Below are 20,524 nucleotides of genomic sequence, written 5' to 3' on the forward strand. Positions count from 1 at the left end.
GACGTAATTGGCGCGATGCTACTTCAGGTGGGCCGCAAAAGCTAGTCGGGCGCAGGATCGTTTCAGGTCACAAGGCGCAACTGTTGCCGTGGGGCCGCGGTGCCTGTGCTTAACGCGTCGTAGGGGTCTTGCGGGGACAGCATCATGTCGGTGACGAGGCGCAGCAACTGGCGGCGGCCCCGTGTGGAGTAGAAACCGCCGGGAACTTGCGAGGTTTCAAGAAGATAGCGGCGGAAGTCACGGTAGGCCCGGGTGTCGGGGCGGCCGGGCTGCGCGAAGAAGTCCGGCAGCGGCTGATCCGACACGAATTCGGGCTTGGCATAGACCGCCTTGCCGAAAACCTTGAGCGGGATACCGCGCCACAGGGCCTGCTGGCCGGCGGTGGAATTCACGGTGACGGCGGTGCGGGCCTCGTCCAGCAGCTGTGCCAGCTTGCCGCCACGCACGTAATGGACGCGGCGGGCGATCCCCTTCTCGCGCGCCAGCCGCCGCAGGGTCCGGGGGATTTGGGCCCGCCCGTCCTCAAGGGGATGGGCCTTGACCACGAGGTGGTGGTGCTTGGGCGCGCCCCTGGCAAATCCGTCGATGACCACCTCGAGGAAATCGGCTGTGCGGTCGAAAGGGGAATGCATCTGGAAGGCGCTGTCGTGCTCGAGCTGCAGGAGCGCCAGGTGATAGGGAAAGCCGCCCCTGCGGATGCGGCGCGTGGCCAGCATGCGATGGGCCGCGAAGAAAGGCATCAGGAGCAGGCGGCGCAGGTGGAGCCGGAATTCTTGCGAGACAGGCAGGCTGCGGTGCGGCCTGAAATTGCGGTAGCCGCCGTTTCGGAACATGATGTGCCAGTGGTAGAGCGCGCCGTAGAACACGTGCTGGCGCATGTCGCCCCAGTGGCCGGGCGGCAGCGGTCCTTCCATGTCGGTGAGCGCCAGCGCCGCCTGCATCTCGGCCACGCTCATCTCCATCAGTCGCGAATTCCCGTTCGATCCGCCGCGTTCGTAGGTGATCCAGTAGGGGCGCAGGTAGCCTTCTTCGAAGACGTGGACGGTGATGCCGCGTTTCCTGGCCTCGGCCACGGCCTGCGCATGGGCAGGCCGCGTGTCGCCATAGAGAACAAGGTCTGTCACCCCCTTTTCCGCGATCAGGCCACGCAGACGATCGGGCCAGTCCTCGGCCCGCTCGCGGAAGGGGATGAAATGCGCGCGGTCCGACCAGAAGGCCTGATCGCCTGCGTTGAAGCCGACGCGAAAGACCTGTGCGCCCGCCCGCCGCAGCATCTTTCCGAGGCGGTCGAAGAAAGGTCCATGGGGCCCCTGCAGGAAGAGAAAGACCCTGTTTTCTGCGCTGCTCACCTTCATTGCTTCCTTGTTACGCTCAAGTTGATGCTGAATAAAACGAAAACTGGTTAAGAAAGATTGCGCAACGGGCTTCTTGCCTTGATGAGGTGCTGCCGCTACCTCGGTTGGTGACCGATCAGAGGAGCCATTCAGATGTTTACCGGGATCATCACCGACGTGGGCGAGATCACCGCGCTGGCGCAGGAGGGCGATCTGCGGGCGCGGATCAGGACTGCCTATGACACCGGGCGCATTGACATGGGGGCGTCGATCGCGAGCGACGGCGTGTGCCTGACGGTGGTGGGACTGGGTCCTGACTGGTACGAGGTGCAGATCAGCGCCGAGACCGTTGAAAAGACGAATCTTTCCGACTGGAAGATCGGGCGGCGCGTGAACCTTGAGAGGGCGTTGCGCGTCGGGGATGAACTTGGCGGGCATATCGTTTCGGGTCATGTGGATGGGGTGGCCGAGGTCGTTGCGATGAAGGACGAAGGCGACAGCACGCGGGTGACGCTGCGCGCCCCGAAGGCGCTGGCGCGGTTCATCGCGCCCAAGGGGTCGGTGGCGCTGAACGGCACCTCGCTGACGGTCAACGAGGTCGATGGCTGCGATTTCGGGATCAACTTCATCCCGCACACAAAGAAGGTGACGACCTGGGGCGATGTGCAGGTCGGCGACCGTGTGAACCTCGAGATCGACACGCTGGCCCGCTATGTCGCGCGGCTGTCGGAGATGTCATGATGGCTGGTATCGGTCACAACCAGGGCCCCACGATGGAGCGGGGCGAGAAATGGCGCACCTTCCTGTGGAAGAAGGCGCGCGCCGATGCGATGCCCAAGACCATGCCGCTGATGGTGGTGCGGATGCATGTCGCCCGCGCACATCAGCTGGGGCTGGATTACCCGACCTATGCCGCGGTGCGCAAAGCCAGCGGGCGCGATATCATGGGGCTTCTGTTTTCGTCCAATGCGCTGCGGGTCGTGCGGGCCGAGAACCCCTACATGCCTTTGGCCCGTGGCGAAGCGCTCGGTGCCGTCAAGGGCGCGCAGAAGCTGGCGCTGGTGCACAGGCCGCTGAACGCGCAGGCGGTTGGGCTGGCGAACCCGGTGCTCGATGCGGTGGGCGTGGCACCGACCTTTACCGATAGCTGGGGCGAGATGCGGGCGCATCTGGCGGGTTTCATCGCCGAGCGGCGGCTGAGCCGCGACCAGGTGCTGATCGTGGGCGATACGACGCTGGAGCGGGATTGGACCGTGGCCGCTCAGGCGGCGGGGTATCTTGAGGCCGGTCGCTATTTCGCGGGCTGACCGCTACCAGTTGAGCCGGAAGAGAACGTGTCGGCCGGCAATACCGGCAAGCTCAGTCTCGACCGGGTCATCGAAGGTAAGGTCGGGGGTCTCTGCGGACATCAGGCGGCAGGCGTCGGAGATGCGGATTTCGCCCGGCGCGGCGGCGCTGGCGATGCGGGCGGCCTTGTTCACGACATTGCCGAAAAAATCGTCCTTGGTCTGGATCACGTCGCCGCTGTGCAGGCCGATGCGCAGGGTGAGCGGTGGCTCGGAGTCTGTGGCGGCGGTCTGGCGCTGAATGTCGCGCGCGGCGGCGAGGGCGGCGCGGGCAGAGGTAAAGCTCGACATCGTGCCGTCGCCGAGGGATTTGACCAGTTGGCCGCCTTGGTCCGTGACGATCTGAGTGACCTGGCGAAAATGCGCGCTGACGGTGGCGGTCCAGATGCGGTCGCCCACGGCGGCGGCGAGACCCGAGGAATTCACGATATCGGTAAACATGACCGTCGCCAGCCCCTCGCGCTGGTCGAGCGAGAACCCCTCGCGCGCGGCCTTGACGAGGCGGTCGAGGGCGGCGTGTTCAGTGCCCATCTTTTCCATGTTGGGAAAACCGTTCGAGCCGTGCATCTGGATCATCCGCCAAATCCCGTCCTCGATCACCAGCACGAAGGTGAAGCGGCAGGGCACCAGCTTGCCGTTGGAATGAAAGCGCAGGTTGGCAAGGCAGTGGGCCCAGCCGACATTACCCATCTCGAAGGCCTCGAGGCTGGTTTCCTCCCAGTCGAAATCGGGGATCTCGCGCGCGTGATCGGCAAAGCCTTCGCACAGGACCGGGCCGCGCCAGGTCTCGCCTTCGGCGCTGCCCTGGTAGAGCAGGTGTTCGGAGGTCGAGAGCATGTTGGTGAGCGCCCGCCCGTCCTTGCGCCGCATCGCGTCGTTCCAGCGGCGGACCACGGCGACAAGTTCGGGCGAGGGGGTGACCATGGGGCGGCCTTTGCGAGGGGGGTTGGCTTATGCTGCCCGGGGAAGGCGGAGCGATCAAGCGTGTTGGGGGGTGCAGGGCACCTGCACCTTACGGGATGGTCGGTGACGTAAGGTGGAGGCCCCCTCCACCGCTGGTCAAAGCGGCGGGGCTGGGCTACATGAGGCGCAGCCACTTGGGGAATGCCATGAACTACGAAACACCGGGACCTGTCGAGGAAGGACTGGCCAGCGCCATTTCGCCCATCGAGGAGATCATCGAGGAGGCGCGGCAGGGCCGGATGTTCATCCTTGTCGATCACGAGGACCGCGAGAATGAGGGCGATCTGGTCATTCCGGCGCAATTCGCCGATGCCGAGGCGATCAATTTCATGGCCACCCACGGGCGCGGGCTGATCTGTCTGCCGCTGACGGCGGAGCGGGTGGCCGAACTGGGCCTGCCGATGATGGCGGTGAACAATTCCTCGCGTCACGAGACCGCTTTCACGGTGAGCATCGAGGCGCGGGAAGGGGTGAGCACAGGTATCTCGGCCGCCGACCGGGCACTGACCATCGGCGTGGCGATTTCCGAGCAGGCGGGCGCGGCGGATATCGCGACGCCGGGCCATGTCTTTCCGCTGCGGGCGCGGGATGGCGGCGTGCTGGTGCGCGCGGGCCATACGGAGGCGGCGGTCGACATCAGCCGTCTGGCGGGGCTGCATCCCTCGGGCGTGATCTGCGAGATCATGAAAGACGATGGCACCATGGCGCGGCTGCCGGACCTCGTGGACTTCGGCGCGAAACACGGGCTCAAGATCGGGACGATCAGCGACCTGATTGCCTACCGTCACAAGCACGATAACCTGCTGGTGGAGCGTGACCGGCGGGACGTGACCTCGGCCTATGGCGGTGACTGGGAGATGCGGATTTTCGCGGACCAGATCACCGGGACGGACCACGTGGTGCTGATCAAGGGCGATATTTCGGGGCCCGAGCCGGTGCTGGTGCGGACCCATGCGATCAACGCGCTGGAGGATATTCTGGGCTTGGGGCCTAGTCCGGCGGATGAAATCCCCCGCGCGATGGAGATCATCGCCGAAGAGGGGCGCGGCGCGGTGCTGCTCTTCCGCGATCCCTATCCGCGTCTGCGGCTTGAGGGTGAGGAAGACGAGGGGCCGCGCACGGTCAAGAACACGGGGCTGGGCTCGCAGATACTGGCGACGCTTGGGCTGACCAAGCTGGTGCTGCTGACGGACAATCCCGAAACGCGGTACCTGGGCCTTGATGCCTATCACATTGAAATCGTGGGCACGCGGCCGATCACCACCGCGCCCGAGAGCAAGGGGTAAGAGCCATGGCATCCGCAGAAGAACATACCGTGCTGCCGCGTCCGACTTTCGACAAGCCCGTGAAGGTGCTGATCGTGGTCTCGCCCTATTACAGTGACGTCGCAGAGGGACTTTTGACCGGCGCCAAGGCCGAGCTCGACGCGGTGGGGGCTGCTTACGAGGTGATCGAGATGCCGGGGGCACTGGAGATACCGACCGCCATCGGGATCAGCGACCGGCGCAGCAATTTCGACGGCTATGTCGCCCTTGGCTGCGTGATCCGGGGGGAGACGACGCATTACGAGACCGTGTGCAACGACAGTTCGCGCGGGCTGATGACACTGGGTTTGGCGGGGCTGTGCATCGGCAACGGCATCCTGACGGTCGAGAACAAGGAACAGGCGCTGGTGCGCGCGGACCCCGAGGGGCAGAACAAGGGCGGCGGGGCGGCAGCGGCGGCCTTGCATCTGATTGCGCTGGCCCGTAAGTGGGCCTCGGCCAGCAAGGGCGTGGGGTTCAAGCCACGCGGAGAAGATACGCTGATGGCCGGCGATACGGACGGAAACACGACGGCATGAGCACGGGCCTTTCGGGCAATCAGAAGCGCAAGATGAGATCGGCGGCGCGGCTTTATGCCGTGCAGGCGCTGTTCCAGATGGAGCATTCCCACCAGACGGTGGAGGCGGTGCGGCGAGAGTTCCTCGACCACCGCTTTGGAGCGGTCTATGAGGGCGAGGAAATGGTCGATGGGGACATCGACCTCTTTGCGCGGTTGCTGGACGTGGCGGTGAATTACCAGGCGCCGATCGACCAGATGACGGACCGGGCGCTGGTGGCCAAATGGCCGATTGCGCGGATCGACCCGACGCTGCGGGCGCTCTTCCGCGCGGCGGGCGCGGAGTTGCGGGACGCGGGCACGCCGCCCAAGGTGATCATCACCGAATATGTCGATGTGGCACGCGCATTCTTTCCGGAAGGCAAGGAGCCCAAGTTCGTGAATGCCGTGCTCGACCACATGGCGCGCGAGGCCCGGCCCGAGGCATTCTGACCCATTTTGACGGACGGGCCGGGCGTGCTACCCTTCAGGCAGGAGGGACGTTTGCCATGCCCACGATCTTCAAATTCTACATCAAGCACTGCCTGATCGGCTTTGCCATTTCTGCCGTCTTCATCGCGATGCTGCTTTATTTCAACGTCGCGAACCTGTGGCATCTGATCAGCGGCTCGGACATCGGGCTGATGGCGCTTGTGGTGTTCTGGGTGCTGAACGGGATCGTGTTCGCCGGGGTGCAGAACGGTGTTGCGATCATGTTGATGGCGGAAGAGGGCAAGGACGATGGCGGGCCGCGCGGTGGGGCCCCGGAGGCGCTGGTTCCGGTGCCACAGACCGCGCCCGCGGCGAAGCGGTCGCTCTGAGCGCCGCTTACCTGCCTGATATCCCAGAGAAAGTGTGGCGGGACCGCCTCTGCCGGTCAGTGTTTATTCCCGAGGACCTGTTACTACAGGTGGGCGCCGGGTAACCGGACCAGGGCCCGGACAGAGCCAGCTCCCTCGGATTTGCTTAAGGCCACTGGAATGTAACGTCACACGAACAGCGCAGAACCCGCCACGGCGCTAGAGGTAGGCCGATGACGGGCGGGCTGCAAGGGTGCAGGCGGAGTTATTTCCCAAGCCCGCCAGAAGCATCAATCGGTCTCCCCGTGGAGATGCCTGCGCATCCGGCCCAGATGGTCGTCCCAGCCCTTGTCGAGCGCAAGCGTCAGGCCAAAGGCGGCCTCGCCCTGCGGCAAGCGGTCGTGGTAGAGATGCAGCCTTGTGCCGCCGAGCACTTCTTGCAAGGTCCATTTGACGGTGCTCACGGCATCGCCCATCGGTCCGACGGTAAAGGTGTATTCGAGATACTCCGGCGCGCGGGCGGTAATGACATCCCCCCAGATCACCTTTTCTCCGGATGTCGCGCCAAACATCTCGAGCGGTGCCCCCTCGGCCAGCGGTGCCTTGGGCGCATGGAACCATTGCGCCAGTTTGTCCGGCTGGGTCAGGTAGTCCCAGACCTCGGCAGGCGTGGCTTTGAGGAAGAGGGTCTTTTCGATCACGGTCGGTCTCATGGCTTGTCTTTTTCGATTGCGGATTTCAGGGCGTCGAGGCGGTCGTCCCAGAAGCTGTCGAAGAATTCGAACCAGCTCAGAACAGGGGCGAAACCCGCGGGATTGATCCTGTTGATCCGCTCCCGCCCGCGGGGCGTGACGGTGATGAGCCCACCGTCACTGAGCACGGTGAGATGTTTCTTGACCGCGGCGCGGGTCATATCGAAGCGGTCGGAGACATCCGCGATCGTCATCTCCTGCTGGCAAAGCAGTTTGAGGATGTCGCGCCGCGTCGGGTCCGCCAACGCACGGAAGGTCAGTTGAGCTGTATCTGGCATCGGTGTTCCTAAAAGTGATACCCTTTGGTATCACTAATTAATGATACCTAATAGTTCCATGTCAACCCCGGTTGCGTCGTCGCGTCGATGAACATTTTAACGTATTGAAAAACATAAAAATCCTCTGGGGCGCGGTGTTTGTTCTCAGTATTCTGTCGCCGTCCCCTTGATCATGTTCACGAAATGTTCATAAATTTGCGTATGGCGCATATCGACCTTCAATCGTCCGTACCGAACCTGCAGCCCGGCCAGCTTCTTGCCCGCGGTGTGGCGCGGCATCTGGTCAGTCATGGCTTTGCCTGCGTGGAAGAGCTGGTGCCCGCGCGGGGGTTGCGGGTGGATGTCATGGCGCTGGGACCGAAGGGCGAGGTCTGGGTGGTGGAGTGCAAGTCCTCGCGCGCCGATTTCACCTCGGACAGCAAGTGGCAAGGCTACATCGAATGGGCGGACCGTTTCTTCTGGGCCGTGGATCAGGATTTCCCGACGGAGCTTTTGCCGGACGACACCGGGCTGATCATCGGCGATGCCTACGGTGCCGAGATCATCCGCATGGGCCCCGAGGCGAAGCTTGCCCCGGCGCGGCGCAAGGTGATGGTGCAGAAATTCGCGTTCCACGCCGCGCGGCGGCTTCATCTGCTGCGTGATCCCGACTTGCTGCCGGAATGGGATTAGGGCGTTTCCCTACCGCTTTTTCTTTTTCTTGTTGGCCTGCATGCCCGAGACGCGGTTGGCGGCGGCGGTGATTTCCTCGGCAATCTCGAGCGCTTCCTCGGGCGTGAAATCCATGGGGATCTCAAAGCCGACACCCTCGATGTAAAGCCGGACCATGCCCGCATCGGTGGGGCCGATCTGCAGGTTGGCCTCGATATCGCTTTCGTCGTTGATGCCCATGGCTGCCTCCGGTCTGACAGGAGATATCGCTAGCCCGCCGCGCCTTGAAAGGCAAGCGGTTGGGGGCGCATGCTGGGGCGGTGGAAGATGTCGAGATTCGCAGGTTTGAACCGGGGGACCGGGACTGGCTGGTGGCTGCGCACCAGGACCATTACGCACGGGCCGAGGGGTTCGATGAGACTTTCGGGGTGCTGGTTGGTGAAATACTCGACGCCTTTCTGGCCGGCCATGACCCCGAGCGGGAAAGAGGCTGGATCGCCTGGCGCGGGGAACGGCGGCTTGGCAGCATCTTTTGCGTGGGGCTGGACGAAGAGACGGCGAAGCTGCGGCTCTTCCTGCTGACCGACGCGGCGCGTGGGAAGGGGCTGGGCAAGCGGCTTCTGGCGACCTGCATGGATTTCGCGCGGGCGCGGGGGTACCGGCACATGAAGCTTTGGACGCACGAGTCGCACCGGGCCGCGGGCGCGCTCTATGCCAAGACGGGCTGGCGGCTGGCGTCGTCCGAACCGGTCGTCTCCTTCGGGCAGCCGCTGGTGGAACAGCACTGGGACATCGACCTTTGAGCCGCTTGAAAGGCCAGCTGGCCGCGGCCGCGACCGGCGTGCAGGTGGGGCTGGCGCTGGTGGCGACGCGCGCTCTGGCGGGGGAGGTGAGCCCAATGACACTGGCGCTCCTGCGATACGGGATCGGGGTCTCCGTGCTCTTGCCGCTGTTTCTGCGGATGCGACGGGCGCGGATCGCGTCCGGTGATCTGGTGCCGATCCTGGCGCTTGGTGTGGGGCAATTCGCGGTGCTGGTGGCGCTGCTGAACGCCGGGCTGCAAAGTGTCACCGCCGCGCAGGGTGGCGTGATCTTTGCCACCTTTCCGCTGGTCACCATCCTGCTGGCGGCGGCGCTGGGGCGCGAGCGGCTGACGGTCCTGCGCGGGGTGGGGGCGCTGATATCTTTCACGGGCGTGGCGGTCTGCCTGGGTGCGACGACCTTGCCGAGCAGTCCTGTGGGTGCGGCGCTGGTCTTTGCCTCGGCCTGTGCCGGGGCGCTCTGTTCGATCTTCTACCGGCCCTATCTGCACCGCTATCCGACGCTGCAGATCGGCACCCTGGCGATGGCGGCGGCCACCGTGACGCTGATCCCCGGCACCCTGACCGAGGCACCGGGGGCCGAGATGGCCGCGCTGACAGTAACAGATTGGGGGCTGGTTCTCTTTATCGGTCTTGCCAGCGGGGCGGGCTACCTTCTGTGGCTGACCGCGCTCAAGCATACGGATGCGGGAGAGGCGACGGTGCTGATGGGGCTTTCGCCGGTCACCGCGACCCTCGTCGGGGCCCTTCTGCTGGGAGAAGGGGTGGGGCCGGTGTTCCTGCTGGGTCTCGGTCTGGCGCTGCTCGGGGTGAGCCTGGCGGTGCTGAGCCGGGGTTGAGGATTGGTCCGTCTTCTGCCTCTTGGGACTTGCAATCCGGGGTGTCGGCGGCTAAATCCGGCGCAGTGCCGCCTTAGCTCAGTTGGTTAGAGCGCCTGATTGTGGATCAGGAGGTCCCCCGTTCGAGCCGGGGAGGTGGTACCACCCTTTTCTCTGCAGAAATTGAGCCGCTGGCGCGGCGTTGTTTTTGTTTGGGGGCTCCGCCCCGTCGCGCAAGCGCGACTCCCCGGGACTTTATCGGCCTTATGTATCAAGCGCACCAACAATCTAGCTGACCTTGCGCCTGATGTGAATCATCCTTTGGGCCATGCAGGACAGAACGATAGATAGCGCGTTGCTGGCGCTCCGCAAACAGATCATCCGCAACAAGGGAGAGGGCCTAGAACACGTTGAGGAGCTGCTACGGATGCGGGGCGTTCACATGCCCCGTGTACTTCCACCCAAGCGCAAGGACGTGGCACCGCGCGGGATGATGACGGCAATGCTGCTAGAGGCGCTCAGGGACGGCCCTATGACGCTCAGAGAGGCCACGGCATACGTTGCCAAGCGCAGGCCGGAGTTAGAGCCAGACTTTGCCTATGGCAGGACGTTGCGCGTTCTGGTGAAGCTGAAGGCTAAGGGGCTGGTTCAGCGTGAGGGGCGGTTGTGGCTGGCCCCATAGGTCCAGTGATAGGACTAGCCCGCGATCCGAAATCCAGCACCGGCGCGTGGGTACTGAAATCGCGCCTTTCGTTGAGCCTTAAGTACGCGGATTTCCCGATTCGCTGCGGCAAGTTCATTTTCAAGCTTCTCGATATAGTCAGCCTGTTCTTGCATTTGCTGATCAAGTCGCTCGCTTTCCTCTCCCGGATTAGGAACTTCGGCACCGCGCTCGTTCTGCACCTCTATCCAAGCATATGATGCCGCGATCACGTCTTCTACAGCATCTTGTGGCGTTTCGCCGTCACCCATGCAGCCTTGGAGGTCGGGGATATATGCGTAGTATCCGCCGTCTTCCTCATCAGGAACGACAACAACAACATACTTTGTATCAGTCATCCTTCTTCCTCCTTTCCGCCCTTCGGTGGGCTTCAGTATAACTCACCAAACTCTTAATGTATCCCTGCTTGATCGGCCTTTTGTAAGGCACTGTGACATTGCCAAATATATGGTTGCTGGAAACGACATGATGAGAGCCCCCGTTAGGCTTACGGAAGTCCAGTCCTTCCTGCTTACAAAATGCCTCAACATCGCCAATCGTCCAGTCCCCTTTTGGATTGCTCTTCATTCTCTCAAATAAGGACTTCTTCTTTGCCATTAAACACCCTTCACGGCCCGGTGACAGGCTCACACTAGGTCTTAAGGGCACGATTCTACAACCAAGAGTGGCGAGTGGCGATCAAGCCGCCCGCTGCCAGTATCCCTTCCACTGACGCGACACCGGCGAACCCATCGCGTTGCTGACCACGATATGCGCCAGCGTGCCGTTGTCGGTGCGGCGGTTGTCCTCCAGCCACGCAGCGTGATTGGCGTACTGGTAAAGGCACTGTGGGCTGACGCCATGGTGCTGACCTTCCACCATGCGGCGCAGGCGCGAGAAATAGCTTTCGACCCAATTTGTGTGTTTGCCGTGATCGCTGTACATCTCGGAGTGGTTCACGCGGTCAACGTGCCAGCCCATATGCAGCATGTCCCAGTGGCTTGCTTCGTCCGCTGACATGGTAGCCATGCGGCTGACATTCTCGTTTGCCAGCGCAACGCCTTCCCCCTCATTGAGGGTAACAATCGGCAACGTGCGGCCATGACGCTCACGCATTGCGACAACAACGCGGCGCTTGCCGGTCTGGTGTTCTTTAAGGCGACGATCCACGCGATCAGTCTTGGCGTTCTTGGGGCGGAAATGACCGCCGAAGTACGCGCCATCAATCTCGACATGGCCTTCCAGAATTTCGCCTGTCTGCACTTCCAGTGCCATCGCTTCACGCAGCTTGTGGTCCAGTACGAAAGCTGTCTTGTACTGGCAATCCAGATCGCGGGAAAGCTGCACCATGGATACGCCCTTGGAGGCGTTCACGATGATGCAGATCGCGGCCAGCAGGTCTACGAAGTCCATCTTGCGGCTGGCGAAGATCGTGCCGCTAGTCACGCTGAACTGGTGATGGCAAGCCTTGCACTTGAACTTGCGGCGCGTGGTGATCTTGTAGGCTTCGTCAAAGCCGCAGCATGGGCAGACAGCTTCGCCATCAGTCTCAGGCCAGCGCATCTTGCAGAAGGTCTCATACGCCGCATCCTCGCCAGCCTTGTAGATCGCGCGAAGGCTGAGGGTTCGGGACGCTGCTGAGAGAAGAAAGTGCTGTGCCATTTGTACTTTATCCGTTGCTTATGTAGCAGATATAGTACGTTGACGTATCGCCTACAAGGGCATAGGTATCATTTACGTTACTTTTTTATTCATAGGTGATACATGCCCGACCAAACGGAATGGGAGACACAGGCGGCGAACATCCTCAAGGCAGAGTTGAAACGCAAGGGGGTGACTTACGCCCAACTTGTTGAAAAGCTGGGCGCTATTGGAATCAGCGAAAAAGAGGTGAACGTCCGCAACAAGCTGTCCCGTGGGAAGTTTTCAGCGGCGTTTATGTTGCAGTGTCTAACCGCCATTGGGGCCACGGATTTGCGATTGGATTAACGGTTGGTGTTGCCGCCACCGTTTTTCTCAGTTTGCTGCTTGATACTTATCCAGGCGAGGTAGCCGCACCAAGTTCCGAAAGCCAAGAAGGCAATGAGGTAGCCCCAAAGAATGACCGCTGGTGGCTGGTCTCGCGTGTCGTCTATATGGACGATACTCTCGCCCAATGGCTGATGACTTTGCTCACTCTGACTGCTGTTGTTCTGGTTTACTTTACCTTGCGTGACACTAGGATCATGGCCGCTGAAACCACGAGAATTGGTGAGGCTCAGGTTCGTGCATATCTGTCTTTCGAGGTCAAAGGCGCGGACGTCAGAGCGCCAAGCCTCAGCCCGGACAACACTGACGAACCCAAGCCGAACATTGTTGTTGAGATTCAGGGTAGAGTGCCAAATAGCGGTCAGTCTCCCGCTAGTTCGATCAGTTTCCTCTATCAAATTGACGCTCTTCCAAGGAGTGAAGAGTTTAGACTTAGAGATGAAAGAAGCCTCCACCGGACAATGCCAGTTGCTCACACGGTAAGAGCGCAAGGGGAAATAGAAAACCAAAGCCTGAAGAGAACTTTTAGAACCGACCTTGAAGCGCTTAGGTCTGGCGATTCGAACATATTCTTTGCTGTGATTGTCGAGTGGGTAGATGTCTTTGAGGAAATCGTCCAATCCGAACCAGTTTTCGGAACAATACCCTTCAAAGCAGATGCGGACGGCGTGAGGCAGGTCTACTTTGGAAGAGTTAGAACTGAGAAGACATAGAATTAGCACCAGCGCCTTAATCACGCCTCACCCCCTTCCGGGGGCTTGGTGCGTTTGATACATAAGGCCGGACTTTATGAGGCCAGAAAGAGGGTCAGTCGATCCTGACCGTCTGGCGGAGCGCGCCGGTGAGGCGGTCGAAGATCAGGATTTCATCGTCGGTGGTTACGATGGCGTACCAGTCGGGGCCTTGCGTGAAGGCGCGGGCCACTGTCCCGTCGGGCAGGGCGATCTGGTCGGGCAGGGTGGGTGTGTCGCGGTTCAGGCGCGTGACAAGCAGGCCGATCACGATTATGACCCCGGCAATCATCACCGCCGTGAGCATCGTCACCAACCGCCGCAGGAACCGCAGGTTCGCAGGCTCAACCGGATCGTCCATGTCCATTTATCGCACCGTGTCCTTCGCTTTCGGGGAAAGCCCGCCGCCCCGCCTTGATAAGGCGCTGGCGCGGGATGTGCCAGAGGAGGCGAACCTGTCGCGGACAAGGCTGGCCAGGCTGATCGAGCGGGGTGCCGTCAAGGTCGATGGGGCGGTGGCCCGCGATCCGAAAGCACGGGTGACAGAAGGGCAGATGGTCGAGATCGGGGTCGAGGAGGCGGAAGAGAGCCATATCCGGCCCGAGGCTATCCCGCTGGAGGTGGTGTTCGAGGATGACGACCTGATCGTCGTGAACAAGCCTGCGGGGATGGTGGTGCATCCGGCGCCCGGCACGCCTTCGGGCACGCTGGTCAATGCGCTGATGGCGCATTGCGGTGAAAACCTGTCCGGTGTCGGTGGCATGAAACGGCCCGGGATCGTGCACCGGATCGACAAGGAGACGAGCGGACTTCTGGTGGTCGCCAAGACGGATGCGGCGCACCACGGGCTGGCGGCGCAATTCGAGAAACACACGGTGGAGCGCTATTACAGGGCGCTGGTCTATGGGGTGCCGGATGCCAACGATCCGCGGTTGCGGGGGGTGAAGGGGGCTTCTTTCGAGCCGGGCAATATCCTCAAGATCACCACGCAGCTGGCGCGGCACCGGACGGACCGGCAGCGGCAGGCGGTGCTTTTCCAGGGTGGCAGGCATGCCGTAACGCGCGCGCGGACCATCGAGAGCTTTGGCACGCCGCCGGTTCTGGCCCTGATGGAATGCTGGCTGGAGACCGGGCGCACGCATCAGATCCGGGTGCATCTGGCCCATGCAGGCCACGGGCTGGTGGGCGATCCGGTCTATGGCGGGAAACGCAAGCTGCCCAAGGCCGCGCTTCCCGAATTGGCGGCGGCGGCGGTCCGGTCGATTCCCCGGCAGGCCCTGCACGCGGCGGTTCTGGGCTTCGATCACCCGGTGACCGGCGAGGTGATGCGCTTCGAGGCCGCTTTGCCGCGGGATATGGCAGATTTGCTGGACGCGGTGCGGCTGGCGGTCTGACATCAAGTGCACGAGCGCGTGAACGCGCAGCAATGTAAGTTATCTTTTACATATCTTGTGCCATTATTAAGAAACCGTACAAGCGATGCCTTGAATCCGCAGGATACCGCTACCATATCCATGTTAAGCCTTTAAACATAAGGCCCTGACGACAGGAAAAGGGGACAAGATGGCCAATTACGCAAATCTGCCGGCGCCGACGCCGGAAGGTGGTCTGAACCGCTACATGCAGGAGATTCGGAAGTTTCCGCTGCTGGAGCCGGAAGAGGAATATATGCTGGCCAAGCGTTGGGTCGAGGAACAGGACACCGAGGCCGCGCACAAGATGGTGACGTCGCATCTGCGGTTGGCGGCGAAAATCGCCATGGGCTATCGCGGTTACGGGCTGCCCCAGGCCGAGGTGATCTCGGAGGCCAACGTGGGCCTGATGCAGGCGGTCAAGCGCTTCGATCCCGAAAAGGGTTTCCGGCTGGCCACCTACGCGATGTGGTGGATCCGGGCGTCCATCCAGGAATACATTCTGCGGTCGTGGTCGCTGGTCAAACTGGGCACGACAAGCGGTCAGAAGAAGCTGTTCTTCAACCTGCGCAAGGCCAAGAACAAGATCGGCGCGCTCGAAGAGGGCGATTTGCGCCCCGAGAACGTCACCCAGATCGCCAATGACCTCGGCGTGACGGAGGAAGAGGTGATCTCGATGAACCGGCGCATGTCGGGGGGCGACGCCTCTCTCAATGCGCAGGTGGGCAGTGACGGCGAAGGCACGATGCAATGGCAGGACTGGCTGGAGGACGAGGACGCCGACCAGGCAGCGGATTATGCCGAACGCGATGAGCTGGAGACCCGGCGCGAGATGTTGGCCGAGGCGCTGGATGTGCTGAATGACCGGGAAAAGGACATCCTGACCCAGCGGCGGCTGAGCGACGAGACGATCACGCTGGAGGATCTCAGCGCCAAGTACGACGTCAGCCGCGAGCGTATCCGGCAGATCGAGGTGCGCGCCTTCGAGAAGCTGCAGAAGAAAATGCGCGAGCTTGCCAAGGAAAAAGGGATGATGGCGACAGCCTGATCGCCCGATCTTGACGCAGAACCGACCCTGCCCGCATCATCGGGCAGGGTTTTCTTTTGGGAGCATGACATGGCAGGCGGTTGGGCGAAGGACGGTGCGGTCAGCGAGCAGATCGAGGCGTCGATCAGCGACGAACTGGCGCGCATGAAAGCGCGCCGCGCCCCGGTGGGCGAGAGTCTGACCCATTGCGCGGAATGCGAAGAACCGATCCCCGATGCGCGGAGGAAGGCGATACCGGGGGTCAAGTTGTGCGTGGATTGCGTGGCGGAGCGGGACGCGGTCTTCAAGGTGCGCGGCGGCATCAACCGGCGGGGGTCAAAGGACAGCCAGCTCAAGTAAGGGGCGGTTTGCGGGGTTTCCGGTCGCTTTTCATTCTAACATATGAATATTTGGATATTTCCCGATTCCCGGCTAGGCTCACCTGACAACAGTCTAGGGAGGACATCATGTTGAAATCGTTTCTGGCTATCGCCTTTGCTGCCCTGTTCGCGCTGAGCGGGGCCATTCAGGCGGAGGCATCGGAAAGATACGGCAAGCAGAAGGTGGTCTATCACATCAATTACGATGGGGGACCGGAATCGAAGAAATACAAGGGCGCCATGCGCAACATCCAGAACCATATCAACGCCGTGGGTGCGGAGAACATGGACATCAAGGTGGTGCTGCACGGCAATGGCCTTGGCGTGCTGATGAGCGCCAAGACAGACGATGCGCTGAAGACGGCGGTCTCTTCGCTGAAGGGGCAGAACGTGAGCTTTCAGGTGTGCAACAATACGCTGAAAGGGCGCAAGATCAGCTATTCGGATGATCTCTATGATGTCTGGGAGGAGGACATCGTGCCCTCGGGCGTGGCCGAGCTGTCGCATCTGCAGCAGCAGGGATATACCTACATCAAGCCCTGAGCCCAGGGCGCACAGAAGAGGGAGAAGGGGCGCGGCGGCGCCCCTTTCTTGTTTGGCCCTCGGTCAGGTGACCCGCCCGGATCGCGGGAATCAGCGGATGATGGTAACCTGCGGTCCAAGCTGACCCCGTGCCCCTGGCTGGATCGCGCACCCGATGACCTGGCGCCACTTCTTGCTGCTGTTGCTCTTTGCACTCTGCGGATCGCCGCTGAGGGCCGGGCCAGGCTGTGAGGCGCAGCCGGAGATGACGGCGATCGACGCCTCGCATCCGCTGACGGAACTGACCGCGCGCGGCGGGGTGCCGGGGCTGTCCGCGCTGAGGCAGATGGGCGTCGAGACAGTCATCCGCTACTACGACAATGTGGCCGAGACGCTGCCGTGCAAAACACCGATGCCGGAGGAGACACAGGCCCTTTTGGAGGCGGGATTTTCAGTGCTGGCGGTGTTTCAGCACCACAATGACAACCCGATGACTTTCCTCACACCGGGGCGTGCCGCGCTCGATGCGCAGCGGGCGATCGAGCTGGCGCTGGCCAATGGCCAGCCGTCCGGATCGGCCATCTATTTCGGGGTGGACGGGGTCGACGGGGCGCTGGTGTCGGCCAACTACGAATTCGCCAAGAGCGGCGGCGGCCCGATCTCGGCCGCCCGCGAGGCCACCTTGCAGACGAGCATGGGCGCGGGAGCCTACCGCAAACACAAGGCGTTCTACGACATATACCGCGAAGAGGGGGCGGCGCTGTTCGGCGGCACCTTGGGCAAGCATCGCGGCGAAGACATGCTTCCGCATGTGGAGAGCTATTTTCGGGACCTGCAAAGGATATTCGCCAATTTCGGGCAGCAGACGGGCATCCGCTACCGCCTCGGAGCCTACGGCGGCGGAATGGTCTGCGAGCATTTGCTGGGGCTTGGGCTGGCCGAGATTTGCTGGCTGTCGCAATCGAAGGGGCTGCCGGGTTACGACCGTTTCAACGCCTCTGGGCGCTGGGTGATGCGGCAGGAACTGACGACCGTCTGCCAGGGATGGTCATTTCAGAAGGGGGGGATTTCCAGTTTGATTTCAATGCGGTCAACCCGGAGATCCCGGATTTCGGACAGTGGCGCGCGCGGGTGGATTACGCCATTCCCTTCAGCCGTCCGCTGCGACGCGACGTATGCCTGGGAGGAGTGAAACCTTCGGATTTGCCAGCCCCGTTGCGCGTTGCTAGGCTTTGCCGGTATCGAAGCTCAGAGGCTCTTTCATGTCAGACGTTCCGAACATCGCCCAGAAGTCTCCCTTCCGCGTGGAGGTCGAGGCAGGCAAGTCCTATTTCTACTGCACCTGTGGCCAATCGTCGAAGCAGCCCTTCTGCGACGGCTCGCACAAGGGATCCTCCTTTGCGCCGATGAAATACGAGGCGACCGAAAGCAAGCCGGTGTTTTTCTGTGGGTGCAAGCACAGTGGCAAGGCGCCCGTCTGCGACGGGACGCATGCGAAGATCTGACCGCTCTGGTCAGGCGGTTGGGGCAGGCTGTGCCAGGGTCATGCGCATGATATGCTGCAGGCCTGCATCGCCGTGGGGCCATTCTTCGCCGGTGTCGGTGAAACCACCCTTCAGGTAGGCGCGGATAGCGCCCGAGTTGACCTTGTTCACGGTCAAGTAGATGACTTTGGCATGGGGATACAATGCGCGCAGGTAATCGGGCAGAAGGCGCACCGCGCGGCTGGCGATGCCTTCGCCCTGGCGGCCGTGATCGACCATGAAGGCGCGCAGGCCAAGGGCGCCTGCCGGGACGAAGGGAAAGCGGATGTCGTAAGCGCGGTCTATCTTGAAGAAACCCGCAGCCTCAGCGCCCTCGAGGATGGCGTGAAAGTCGACGCCCTCTTCCGCCGCCCCGAAAGCCTCGGCCACGCTGCCGGAGTAGATCAACTGATCAGGTGCCACGCGGATATGGGCGACCTTGATTAGGTCGCCCGCGCCCAGCGGTTCCAGCCGCAGGGTCTGGCTCACTCCTCCATCGCCTCCAACTCATCAATGAAGCCCGAGATCATGCTGAGGCCCTTGTCCCAGAAGGCGGGATCGCTGGCATCGAGGCCGAAGGGCGCGAGAAGCTCTTTGTGGTGCTTGGAGCCGCCCGCTTTGAGCATGTCGAAGTACTTGTCCTCGAACCCTTTTTCGCCCTCCGCGTAGACGGCGTAAAGCGCGTTCACGAGCCCGTCGCCAAAGGCGTAGGCGTAGACGTAGAAAGGGGAGTGGACGAAGTGGGGGATATAGGCCCAGAAGGTCTCGTATCCTTCCATGAAATCGAAGGCGGGCCCGAGGCTTTCGGCCTGCACCGACATCCAGAGCGCGTTGATGTCATTGGGGGTGAGTTCGCCGCCGCGCCGTGCGTCGTGCAGTTTGCATTCGAAGTCGTAAAAGGCAATCTGGCGGACAACCGTGTTGATCATGTCCTCGACCTTGCCCGCGAGCAGGACCTTGCGCTCGGCGTCGTTCTTGGCCCCGTCGAGCATCTTGCGGAAGGTGAGCATCTCGCCAAAGACGGAGGCCGTTTCGGCCAGTGTCAACGGGGTTGAGGAGAGCATTTCGCCCTGATCGGCGGCGAGGCGCTGGTGCACGCCGTGGCCAAGCTCATGCGCCAGCGTCATCACGTCGCGCGGTTTGCCAAGGTAGTTCAGCATCACATAAGGGTGCACGTTGGTCACGGTGGGATGCGCAAAGGCACCCGGCGCCTTTCCCGGCTTCACGGCGGCGTCGATCCAGCCCTTGTCGAAGAAGGGGGTGGCCAGTTCACCCATGCGGGGATCGAAGGCTGTGTAGGCGTCCATCACGATCTTGCGCGCGGACGGCCAGTCGACGATGCGGGGGTCTTCCATGGGGAGCGGCGCGTTGCGGTCCCAGACCTGCATCCGGTCAAGGCCAAGCCACTGGCGTTTCAGCTCGTAATAGCGGTGCGAGAGTTTCGGGTAGGCATTCACCGCGGCGTTGCGCAGGGCCTCGACCACCTCGGGTTCGACCTGGTTCGACAGGTGCCGCGCGGTCTGGGCGGTGGGCATGGCGCGCCAGCGGTCGATGACCTCTTTTTCCTTGGCTTGCGTGTTGTGGACGCGGGCAAAGGTCTTGATGTTGTTCTGAAAAACCGCCGCCAGTTCGCGCGCGGCGGCCTCGCGCTTGGCACGCTCGGGGTCGGTCAGCAGGTTCAGGGTACCTTCTATGCCCAGCACTTCTCCGTCAACGTCGAACTCAAGCCCGGCGATGGTCTCATCGAACATCCGCTCCCAGGCGTCGCCGACGACGCCGAGGTCGTGCAGGAATTTCTCGAGCTCGTCAGAGAGCTGGTAGGGTTTCATCGCGCGGATGCGGTCGAAGATGGGCTTGTAGCGGGCGAGATCGGCGTTCTGGTCGAGCAGCTTGTCGAGGTGGTCGTCGGGCAGCTTGTTGAGTTCCAGCGTGAAGAACACGAGCGGCGTGGTGAAATTGGTGATCTTCTCCTGGCAGTCGGAGAGGAATTTCGCCCGGCCCGCGTCGGTGGTCAGCTGGTAGTAGCGCAGGCCGGCGAAGGACATGATGCGGCCCGCCACCTGGTTGATCTTTTCGTTGCGCAGCACGCAGTCGAGCAGCCCCTTGGCGTCGAGGTCTTTCAGCTTGCCTTCGTAGTCTGTGGCGAAATCGGCGCAGGCTTTCTCAAGCCAGTCGAGATCGCGCTTGAGTTCGGGCGCGTCCTGCCCAGTGTAGAGATCGTCGAGGTCCCATTCCGGCAGATCGCCGAGGTTCTTGCCACCTGCGGTGGCATTGGCGTCACGAACGGGGAACGGAAGGGGGAGCATCGGGGTACCTCATGTTGTTTGTCTCTAGGTAGGGGGCAGAGCGGGGAAGGGCAAGCGGCGGGCTCATCGCACCCCTTGCGGGGGCTCTTCGCCGGTGGTGCGGCTATTCCGGGTGTGTCGTTGGCCTCGACGGGGGCGGCGCTGCGAGCTCTCCAAAACCAGCGGAGGTTCCGGAGCCCCCCTTGCATGGTGCCCGCCTGACATGAGCCGGACCGCTTCCCAAGCGGAATGGCCGTCTCCGCTGAAGGCGCCCCTCGGCAATTCCGCTTGGC

29 protein-coding genes, 1 tRNA gene and 1 other RNA gene are annotated in these 20,524 nt (G+C 62.2%); 19 read left to right on the forward strand and 12 right to left on the reverse strand.

Annotated features, from left to right (window positions below):
* Window positions 1-62: 62 nt before the first annotated feature.
* Entirely contained in the window at window positions 63-1,355 is a 1,293-nt protein-coding gene (locus tag AB2B41_RS07545) for a capsule biosynthesis protein (protein WP_367877153.1), read from the reverse strand.
* Between the two features lie 132 nt (window positions 1,356-1,487).
* Here AB2B41_RS07545 and AB2B41_RS07550 point away from each other — a divergent pair, with 132 nt between their 5' ends.
* Both AB2B41_RS07550 and AB2B41_RS07555 read left to right on the forward strand, forming a co-directional pair.
* Window positions 1,488-2,075, forward strand: coding sequence for a riboflavin synthase (locus tag AB2B41_RS07550; RefSeq protein WP_367877154.1), 588 nt, complete (start codon window positions 1,488-1,490; stop codon window positions 2,073-2,075).
* A complete protein-coding gene (locus tag AB2B41_RS07555) occupies window positions 2,072-2,641 on the forward strand; it encodes a hypothetical protein (RefSeq protein WP_367877155.1) in 570 nt (189 codons plus the stop codon). Before AB2B41_RS07550 ends, AB2B41_RS07555 begins: the two co-directional genes overlap by 4 nt.
* Before the next feature lie 3 nt (window positions 2,642-2,644).
* On the opposite strand, the gene AB2B41_RS07560 is transcribed toward AB2B41_RS07555, so the two are convergent.
* Window positions 2,645-3,604, reverse strand: a complete 960-nt coding sequence (locus AB2B41_RS07560) for a nuclear transport factor 2 family protein (RefSeq protein WP_367877156.1) — start codon at window positions 3,602-3,604, stop codon at window positions 2,645-2,647.
* 185 nt (window positions 3,605-3,789) lie between these two features.
* Between AB2B41_RS07560 and ribB the strand changes: the two genes are divergently transcribed.
* From ribB to AB2B41_RS07580, 4 genes are read left to right on the forward strand one after another with little or no spacing between them, the layout of a single operon-like run.
* Entirely contained in the window at window positions 3,790-4,929 is a 1,140-nt protein-coding gene (ribB, locus tag AB2B41_RS07565) for a 3,4-dihydroxy-2-butanone-4-phosphate synthase (RefSeq protein ID WP_367877157.1), read from the forward strand.
* Between the two features lie 5 nt (window positions 4,930-4,934).
* Entirely contained in the window at window positions 4,935-5,486 is a 552-nt protein-coding gene (locus AB2B41_RS07570) for a 6,7-dimethyl-8-ribityllumazine synthase (protein ID WP_367877158.1), read from the forward strand.
* Window positions 5,483-5,956, forward strand: a complete 474-nt coding sequence (gene nusB, locus AB2B41_RS07575; RefSeq protein ID WP_367877159.1) for a transcription antitermination factor NusB — start codon at window positions 5,483-5,485, stop codon at window positions 5,954-5,956. Before AB2B41_RS07570 ends, nusB begins: the two co-directional genes overlap by 4 nt.
* Window positions 5,957-6,012: 56 nt before the next feature.
* Window positions 6,013-6,324 carry a hypothetical protein gene (locus AB2B41_RS07580; protein WP_367877160.1) on the forward strand — a complete coding sequence of 104 codons (312 nt, stop codon included), beginning with the start codon at window positions 6,013-6,015 and terminating at the stop codon, window positions 6,322-6,324.
* Between the two features lie 36 nt (window positions 6,325-6,360).
* Here AB2B41_RS07580 and ssrS read toward each other — a convergent pair.
* From ssrS to AB2B41_RS07590, 3 genes are all read right to left on the reverse strand, one after another.
* Window positions 6,361-6,514, reverse strand: a non-coding RNA gene (gene ssrS / locus AB2B41_RS24070) — 6S RNA.
* Between the two features lie 79 nt (window positions 6,515-6,593).
* Window positions 6,594-7,016, reverse strand: coding sequence for an SRPBCC family protein (locus tag AB2B41_RS07585; protein ID WP_367877161.1), 423 nt, complete (start codon window positions 7,014-7,016; stop codon window positions 6,594-6,596).
* Window positions 7,013-7,333 (reverse strand): ArsR/SmtB family transcription factor, encoded by a 321-nt coding sequence (locus AB2B41_RS07590; RefSeq protein WP_367877162.1) that lies wholly within the window; start codon window positions 7,331-7,333, stop codon window positions 7,013-7,015. Before AB2B41_RS07590 ends, AB2B41_RS07585 begins: the two co-directional genes overlap by 4 nt.
* 201 nt (window positions 7,334-7,534) lie before the next feature.
* Between AB2B41_RS07590 and AB2B41_RS07595 the strand changes: the two genes are divergently transcribed.
* Window positions 7,535-8,005 carry an MmcB family DNA repair protein gene (locus AB2B41_RS07595; protein WP_367877163.1) on the forward strand — a complete coding sequence of 157 codons (471 nt, stop codon included), beginning with the start codon at window positions 7,535-7,537 and terminating at the stop codon, window positions 8,003-8,005.
* A gap of 9 nt (window positions 8,006-8,014) precedes the next feature.
* Here the strand turns inward: AB2B41_RS07595 and AB2B41_RS07600 are convergent, their stop codons facing one another.
* Window positions 8,015-8,224, reverse strand: coding sequence for a DUF6324 family protein (locus AB2B41_RS07600; protein ID WP_367877164.1), 210 nt, complete (start codon window positions 8,222-8,224; stop codon window positions 8,015-8,017).
* An 80-nt stretch (window positions 8,225-8,304) separates the two neighbouring features.
* Here AB2B41_RS07600 and AB2B41_RS07605 point away from each other — a divergent pair, with 80 nt between their 5' ends.
* From AB2B41_RS07605 to AB2B41_RS07620, 4 genes are all read left to right on the forward strand, one after another.
* Window positions 8,305-8,787, forward strand: a complete 483-nt coding sequence (locus AB2B41_RS07605) for a GNAT family N-acetyltransferase (RefSeq protein ID WP_367877165.1) — start codon at window positions 8,305-8,307, stop codon at window positions 8,785-8,787.
* A complete protein-coding gene (locus AB2B41_RS07610) occupies window positions 8,784-9,644 on the forward strand; it encodes a DMT family transporter (protein ID WP_367877166.1) in 861 nt (286 codons plus the stop codon). Before AB2B41_RS07605 ends, AB2B41_RS07610 begins: the two co-directional genes overlap by 4 nt.
* A gap of 67 nt (window positions 9,645-9,711) precedes the next feature.
* Window positions 9,712-9,788: transfer RNA gene (locus tag AB2B41_RS07615), tRNA-His, on the forward strand.
* Window positions 9,789-9,951: 163 nt separating this feature from the next.
* Complete coding sequence (locus AB2B41_RS07620; protein WP_367877167.1) at window positions 9,952-10,305, forward strand: hypothetical protein; 354 nt, start codon at window positions 9,952-9,954, stop codon at window positions 10,303-10,305.
* Between the two features lie 14 nt (window positions 10,306-10,319).
* On the opposite strand, the gene AB2B41_RS07625 is transcribed toward AB2B41_RS07620, so the two are convergent.
* The 3 genes from AB2B41_RS07625 to AB2B41_RS07635 form a co-directional block, all read right to left on the reverse strand.
* Window positions 10,320-10,682, reverse strand: coding sequence for a type II toxin-antitoxin system HicB family antitoxin (locus tag AB2B41_RS07625; RefSeq protein WP_367877168.1), 363 nt, complete (start codon window positions 10,680-10,682; stop codon window positions 10,320-10,322).
* Window positions 10,675-10,941 carry a hypothetical protein gene (locus tag AB2B41_RS07630; RefSeq protein ID WP_367877169.1) on the reverse strand — a complete coding sequence of 89 codons (267 nt, stop codon included), beginning with the start codon at window positions 10,939-10,941 and terminating at the stop codon, window positions 10,675-10,677. Before AB2B41_RS07630 ends, AB2B41_RS07625 begins: the two co-directional genes overlap by 8 nt.
* 81 nt (window positions 10,942-11,022) lie before the next feature.
* Window positions 11,023-11,985 carry an IS1595 family transposase gene (locus tag AB2B41_RS07635; protein WP_367877170.1) on the reverse strand — a complete coding sequence of 321 codons (963 nt, stop codon included), beginning with the start codon at window positions 11,983-11,985 and terminating at the stop codon, window positions 11,023-11,025.
* Between the two features lie 102 nt (window positions 11,986-12,087).
* Between AB2B41_RS07635 and AB2B41_RS07640 the strand changes: the two genes are divergently transcribed.
* Together AB2B41_RS07640 and AB2B41_RS07645 are read left to right on the forward strand one after the other, a co-directional pair.
* Window positions 12,088-12,312, forward strand: coding sequence for a DUF6471 domain-containing protein (locus AB2B41_RS07640; protein ID WP_367877171.1), 225 nt, complete (start codon window positions 12,088-12,090; stop codon window positions 12,310-12,312).
* A 146-nt stretch (window positions 12,313-12,458) separates the two neighbouring features.
* On the forward strand, window positions 12,459-13,064 hold the full coding sequence (locus AB2B41_RS07645; protein ID WP_367877172.1) for a hypothetical protein: 606 nt from the start codon (window positions 12,459-12,461) through the stop codon (window positions 13,062-13,064).
* Between the two features lie 94 nt (window positions 13,065-13,158).
* Here AB2B41_RS07645 and AB2B41_RS07650 read toward each other — a convergent pair whose 3' ends face one another.
* On the reverse strand, window positions 13,159-13,443 hold the full coding sequence (locus AB2B41_RS07650) for a DUF6476 family protein (RefSeq protein WP_367877209.1): 285 nt from the start codon (window positions 13,441-13,443) through the stop codon (window positions 13,159-13,161).
* Here AB2B41_RS07650 and AB2B41_RS07655 point away from each other — a divergent pair.
* From AB2B41_RS07655 to AB2B41_RS07680, 6 genes are all read left to right on the forward strand, one after another.
* The gene (locus tag AB2B41_RS07655) at window positions 13,442-14,476 is read left to right on the forward strand and encodes an RluA family pseudouridine synthase (RefSeq protein WP_367877173.1); all 1,035 of its coding nucleotides are present in this window, start codon (window positions 13,442-13,444) and stop codon (window positions 14,474-14,476) included. The two genes, AB2B41_RS07650 and AB2B41_RS07655, sit on opposite strands and share 2 nt — an antisense overlap.
* A 169-nt stretch (window positions 14,477-14,645) precedes the next feature.
* Window positions 14,646-15,542, forward strand: a complete 897-nt coding sequence (rpoH, locus tag AB2B41_RS07660; protein ID WP_367877174.1) for an RNA polymerase sigma factor RpoH — start codon at window positions 14,646-14,648, stop codon at window positions 15,540-15,542.
* Between the two features lie 69 nt (window positions 15,543-15,611).
* Window positions 15,612-15,881 (forward strand): DksA/TraR family C4-type zinc finger protein, encoded by a 270-nt coding sequence (locus tag AB2B41_RS07665; protein ID WP_367877175.1) that lies wholly within the window; start codon window positions 15,612-15,614, stop codon window positions 15,879-15,881.
* A 107-nt stretch (window positions 15,882-15,988) separates the two neighbouring features.
* The gene (locus tag AB2B41_RS07670) at window positions 15,989-16,444 is read left to right on the forward strand and encodes a DsrE family protein (protein WP_367877176.1); all 456 of its coding nucleotides are present in this window, start codon (window positions 15,989-15,991) and stop codon (window positions 16,442-16,444) included.
* A 154-nt stretch (window positions 16,445-16,598) separates the two neighbouring features.
* Entirely contained in the window at window positions 16,599-17,615 is a 1,017-nt protein-coding gene (locus tag AB2B41_RS07675) for a glycoside hydrolase domain-containing protein (RefSeq protein WP_367877177.1), read from the forward strand.
* A 70-nt stretch (window positions 17,616-17,685) separates the two neighbouring features.
* On the forward strand, window positions 17,686-17,928 hold the full coding sequence (locus tag AB2B41_RS07680) for a CDGSH iron-sulfur domain-containing protein (RefSeq protein ID WP_367877178.1): 243 nt from the start codon (window positions 17,686-17,688) through the stop codon (window positions 17,926-17,928).
* Between the two features lie 9 nt (window positions 17,929-17,937).
* Here AB2B41_RS07680 and AB2B41_RS07685 read toward each other — a convergent pair whose 3' ends face one another.
* Together AB2B41_RS07685 and AB2B41_RS07690 are read right to left on the reverse strand one after the other, a co-directional pair.
* Window positions 17,938-18,435: a GNAT family N-acetyltransferase gene (locus AB2B41_RS07685; protein WP_367877179.1), complete on the reverse strand. Its 498-nt coding sequence runs from the start codon at window positions 18,433-18,435 to the stop codon at window positions 17,938-17,940.
* Window positions 18,432-20,252 (reverse strand): M3 family oligoendopeptidase, encoded by a 1,821-nt coding sequence (locus tag AB2B41_RS07690; protein WP_367877180.1) that lies wholly within the window; start codon window positions 20,250-20,252, stop codon window positions 18,432-18,434. The genes AB2B41_RS07685 and AB2B41_RS07690 overlap by 4 nt, the downstream gene beginning before the upstream one ends.
* Window positions 20,253-20,524 lie beyond the last annotated feature (272 nt).

The sequence above is a fragment of the Sulfitobacter sediminis genome (assembly GCF_040811725.1).
GTDB lineage: Bacteria > Pseudomonadota > Alphaproteobacteria > Rhodobacterales > Rhodobacteraceae > Sulfitobacter > Sulfitobacter sediminis.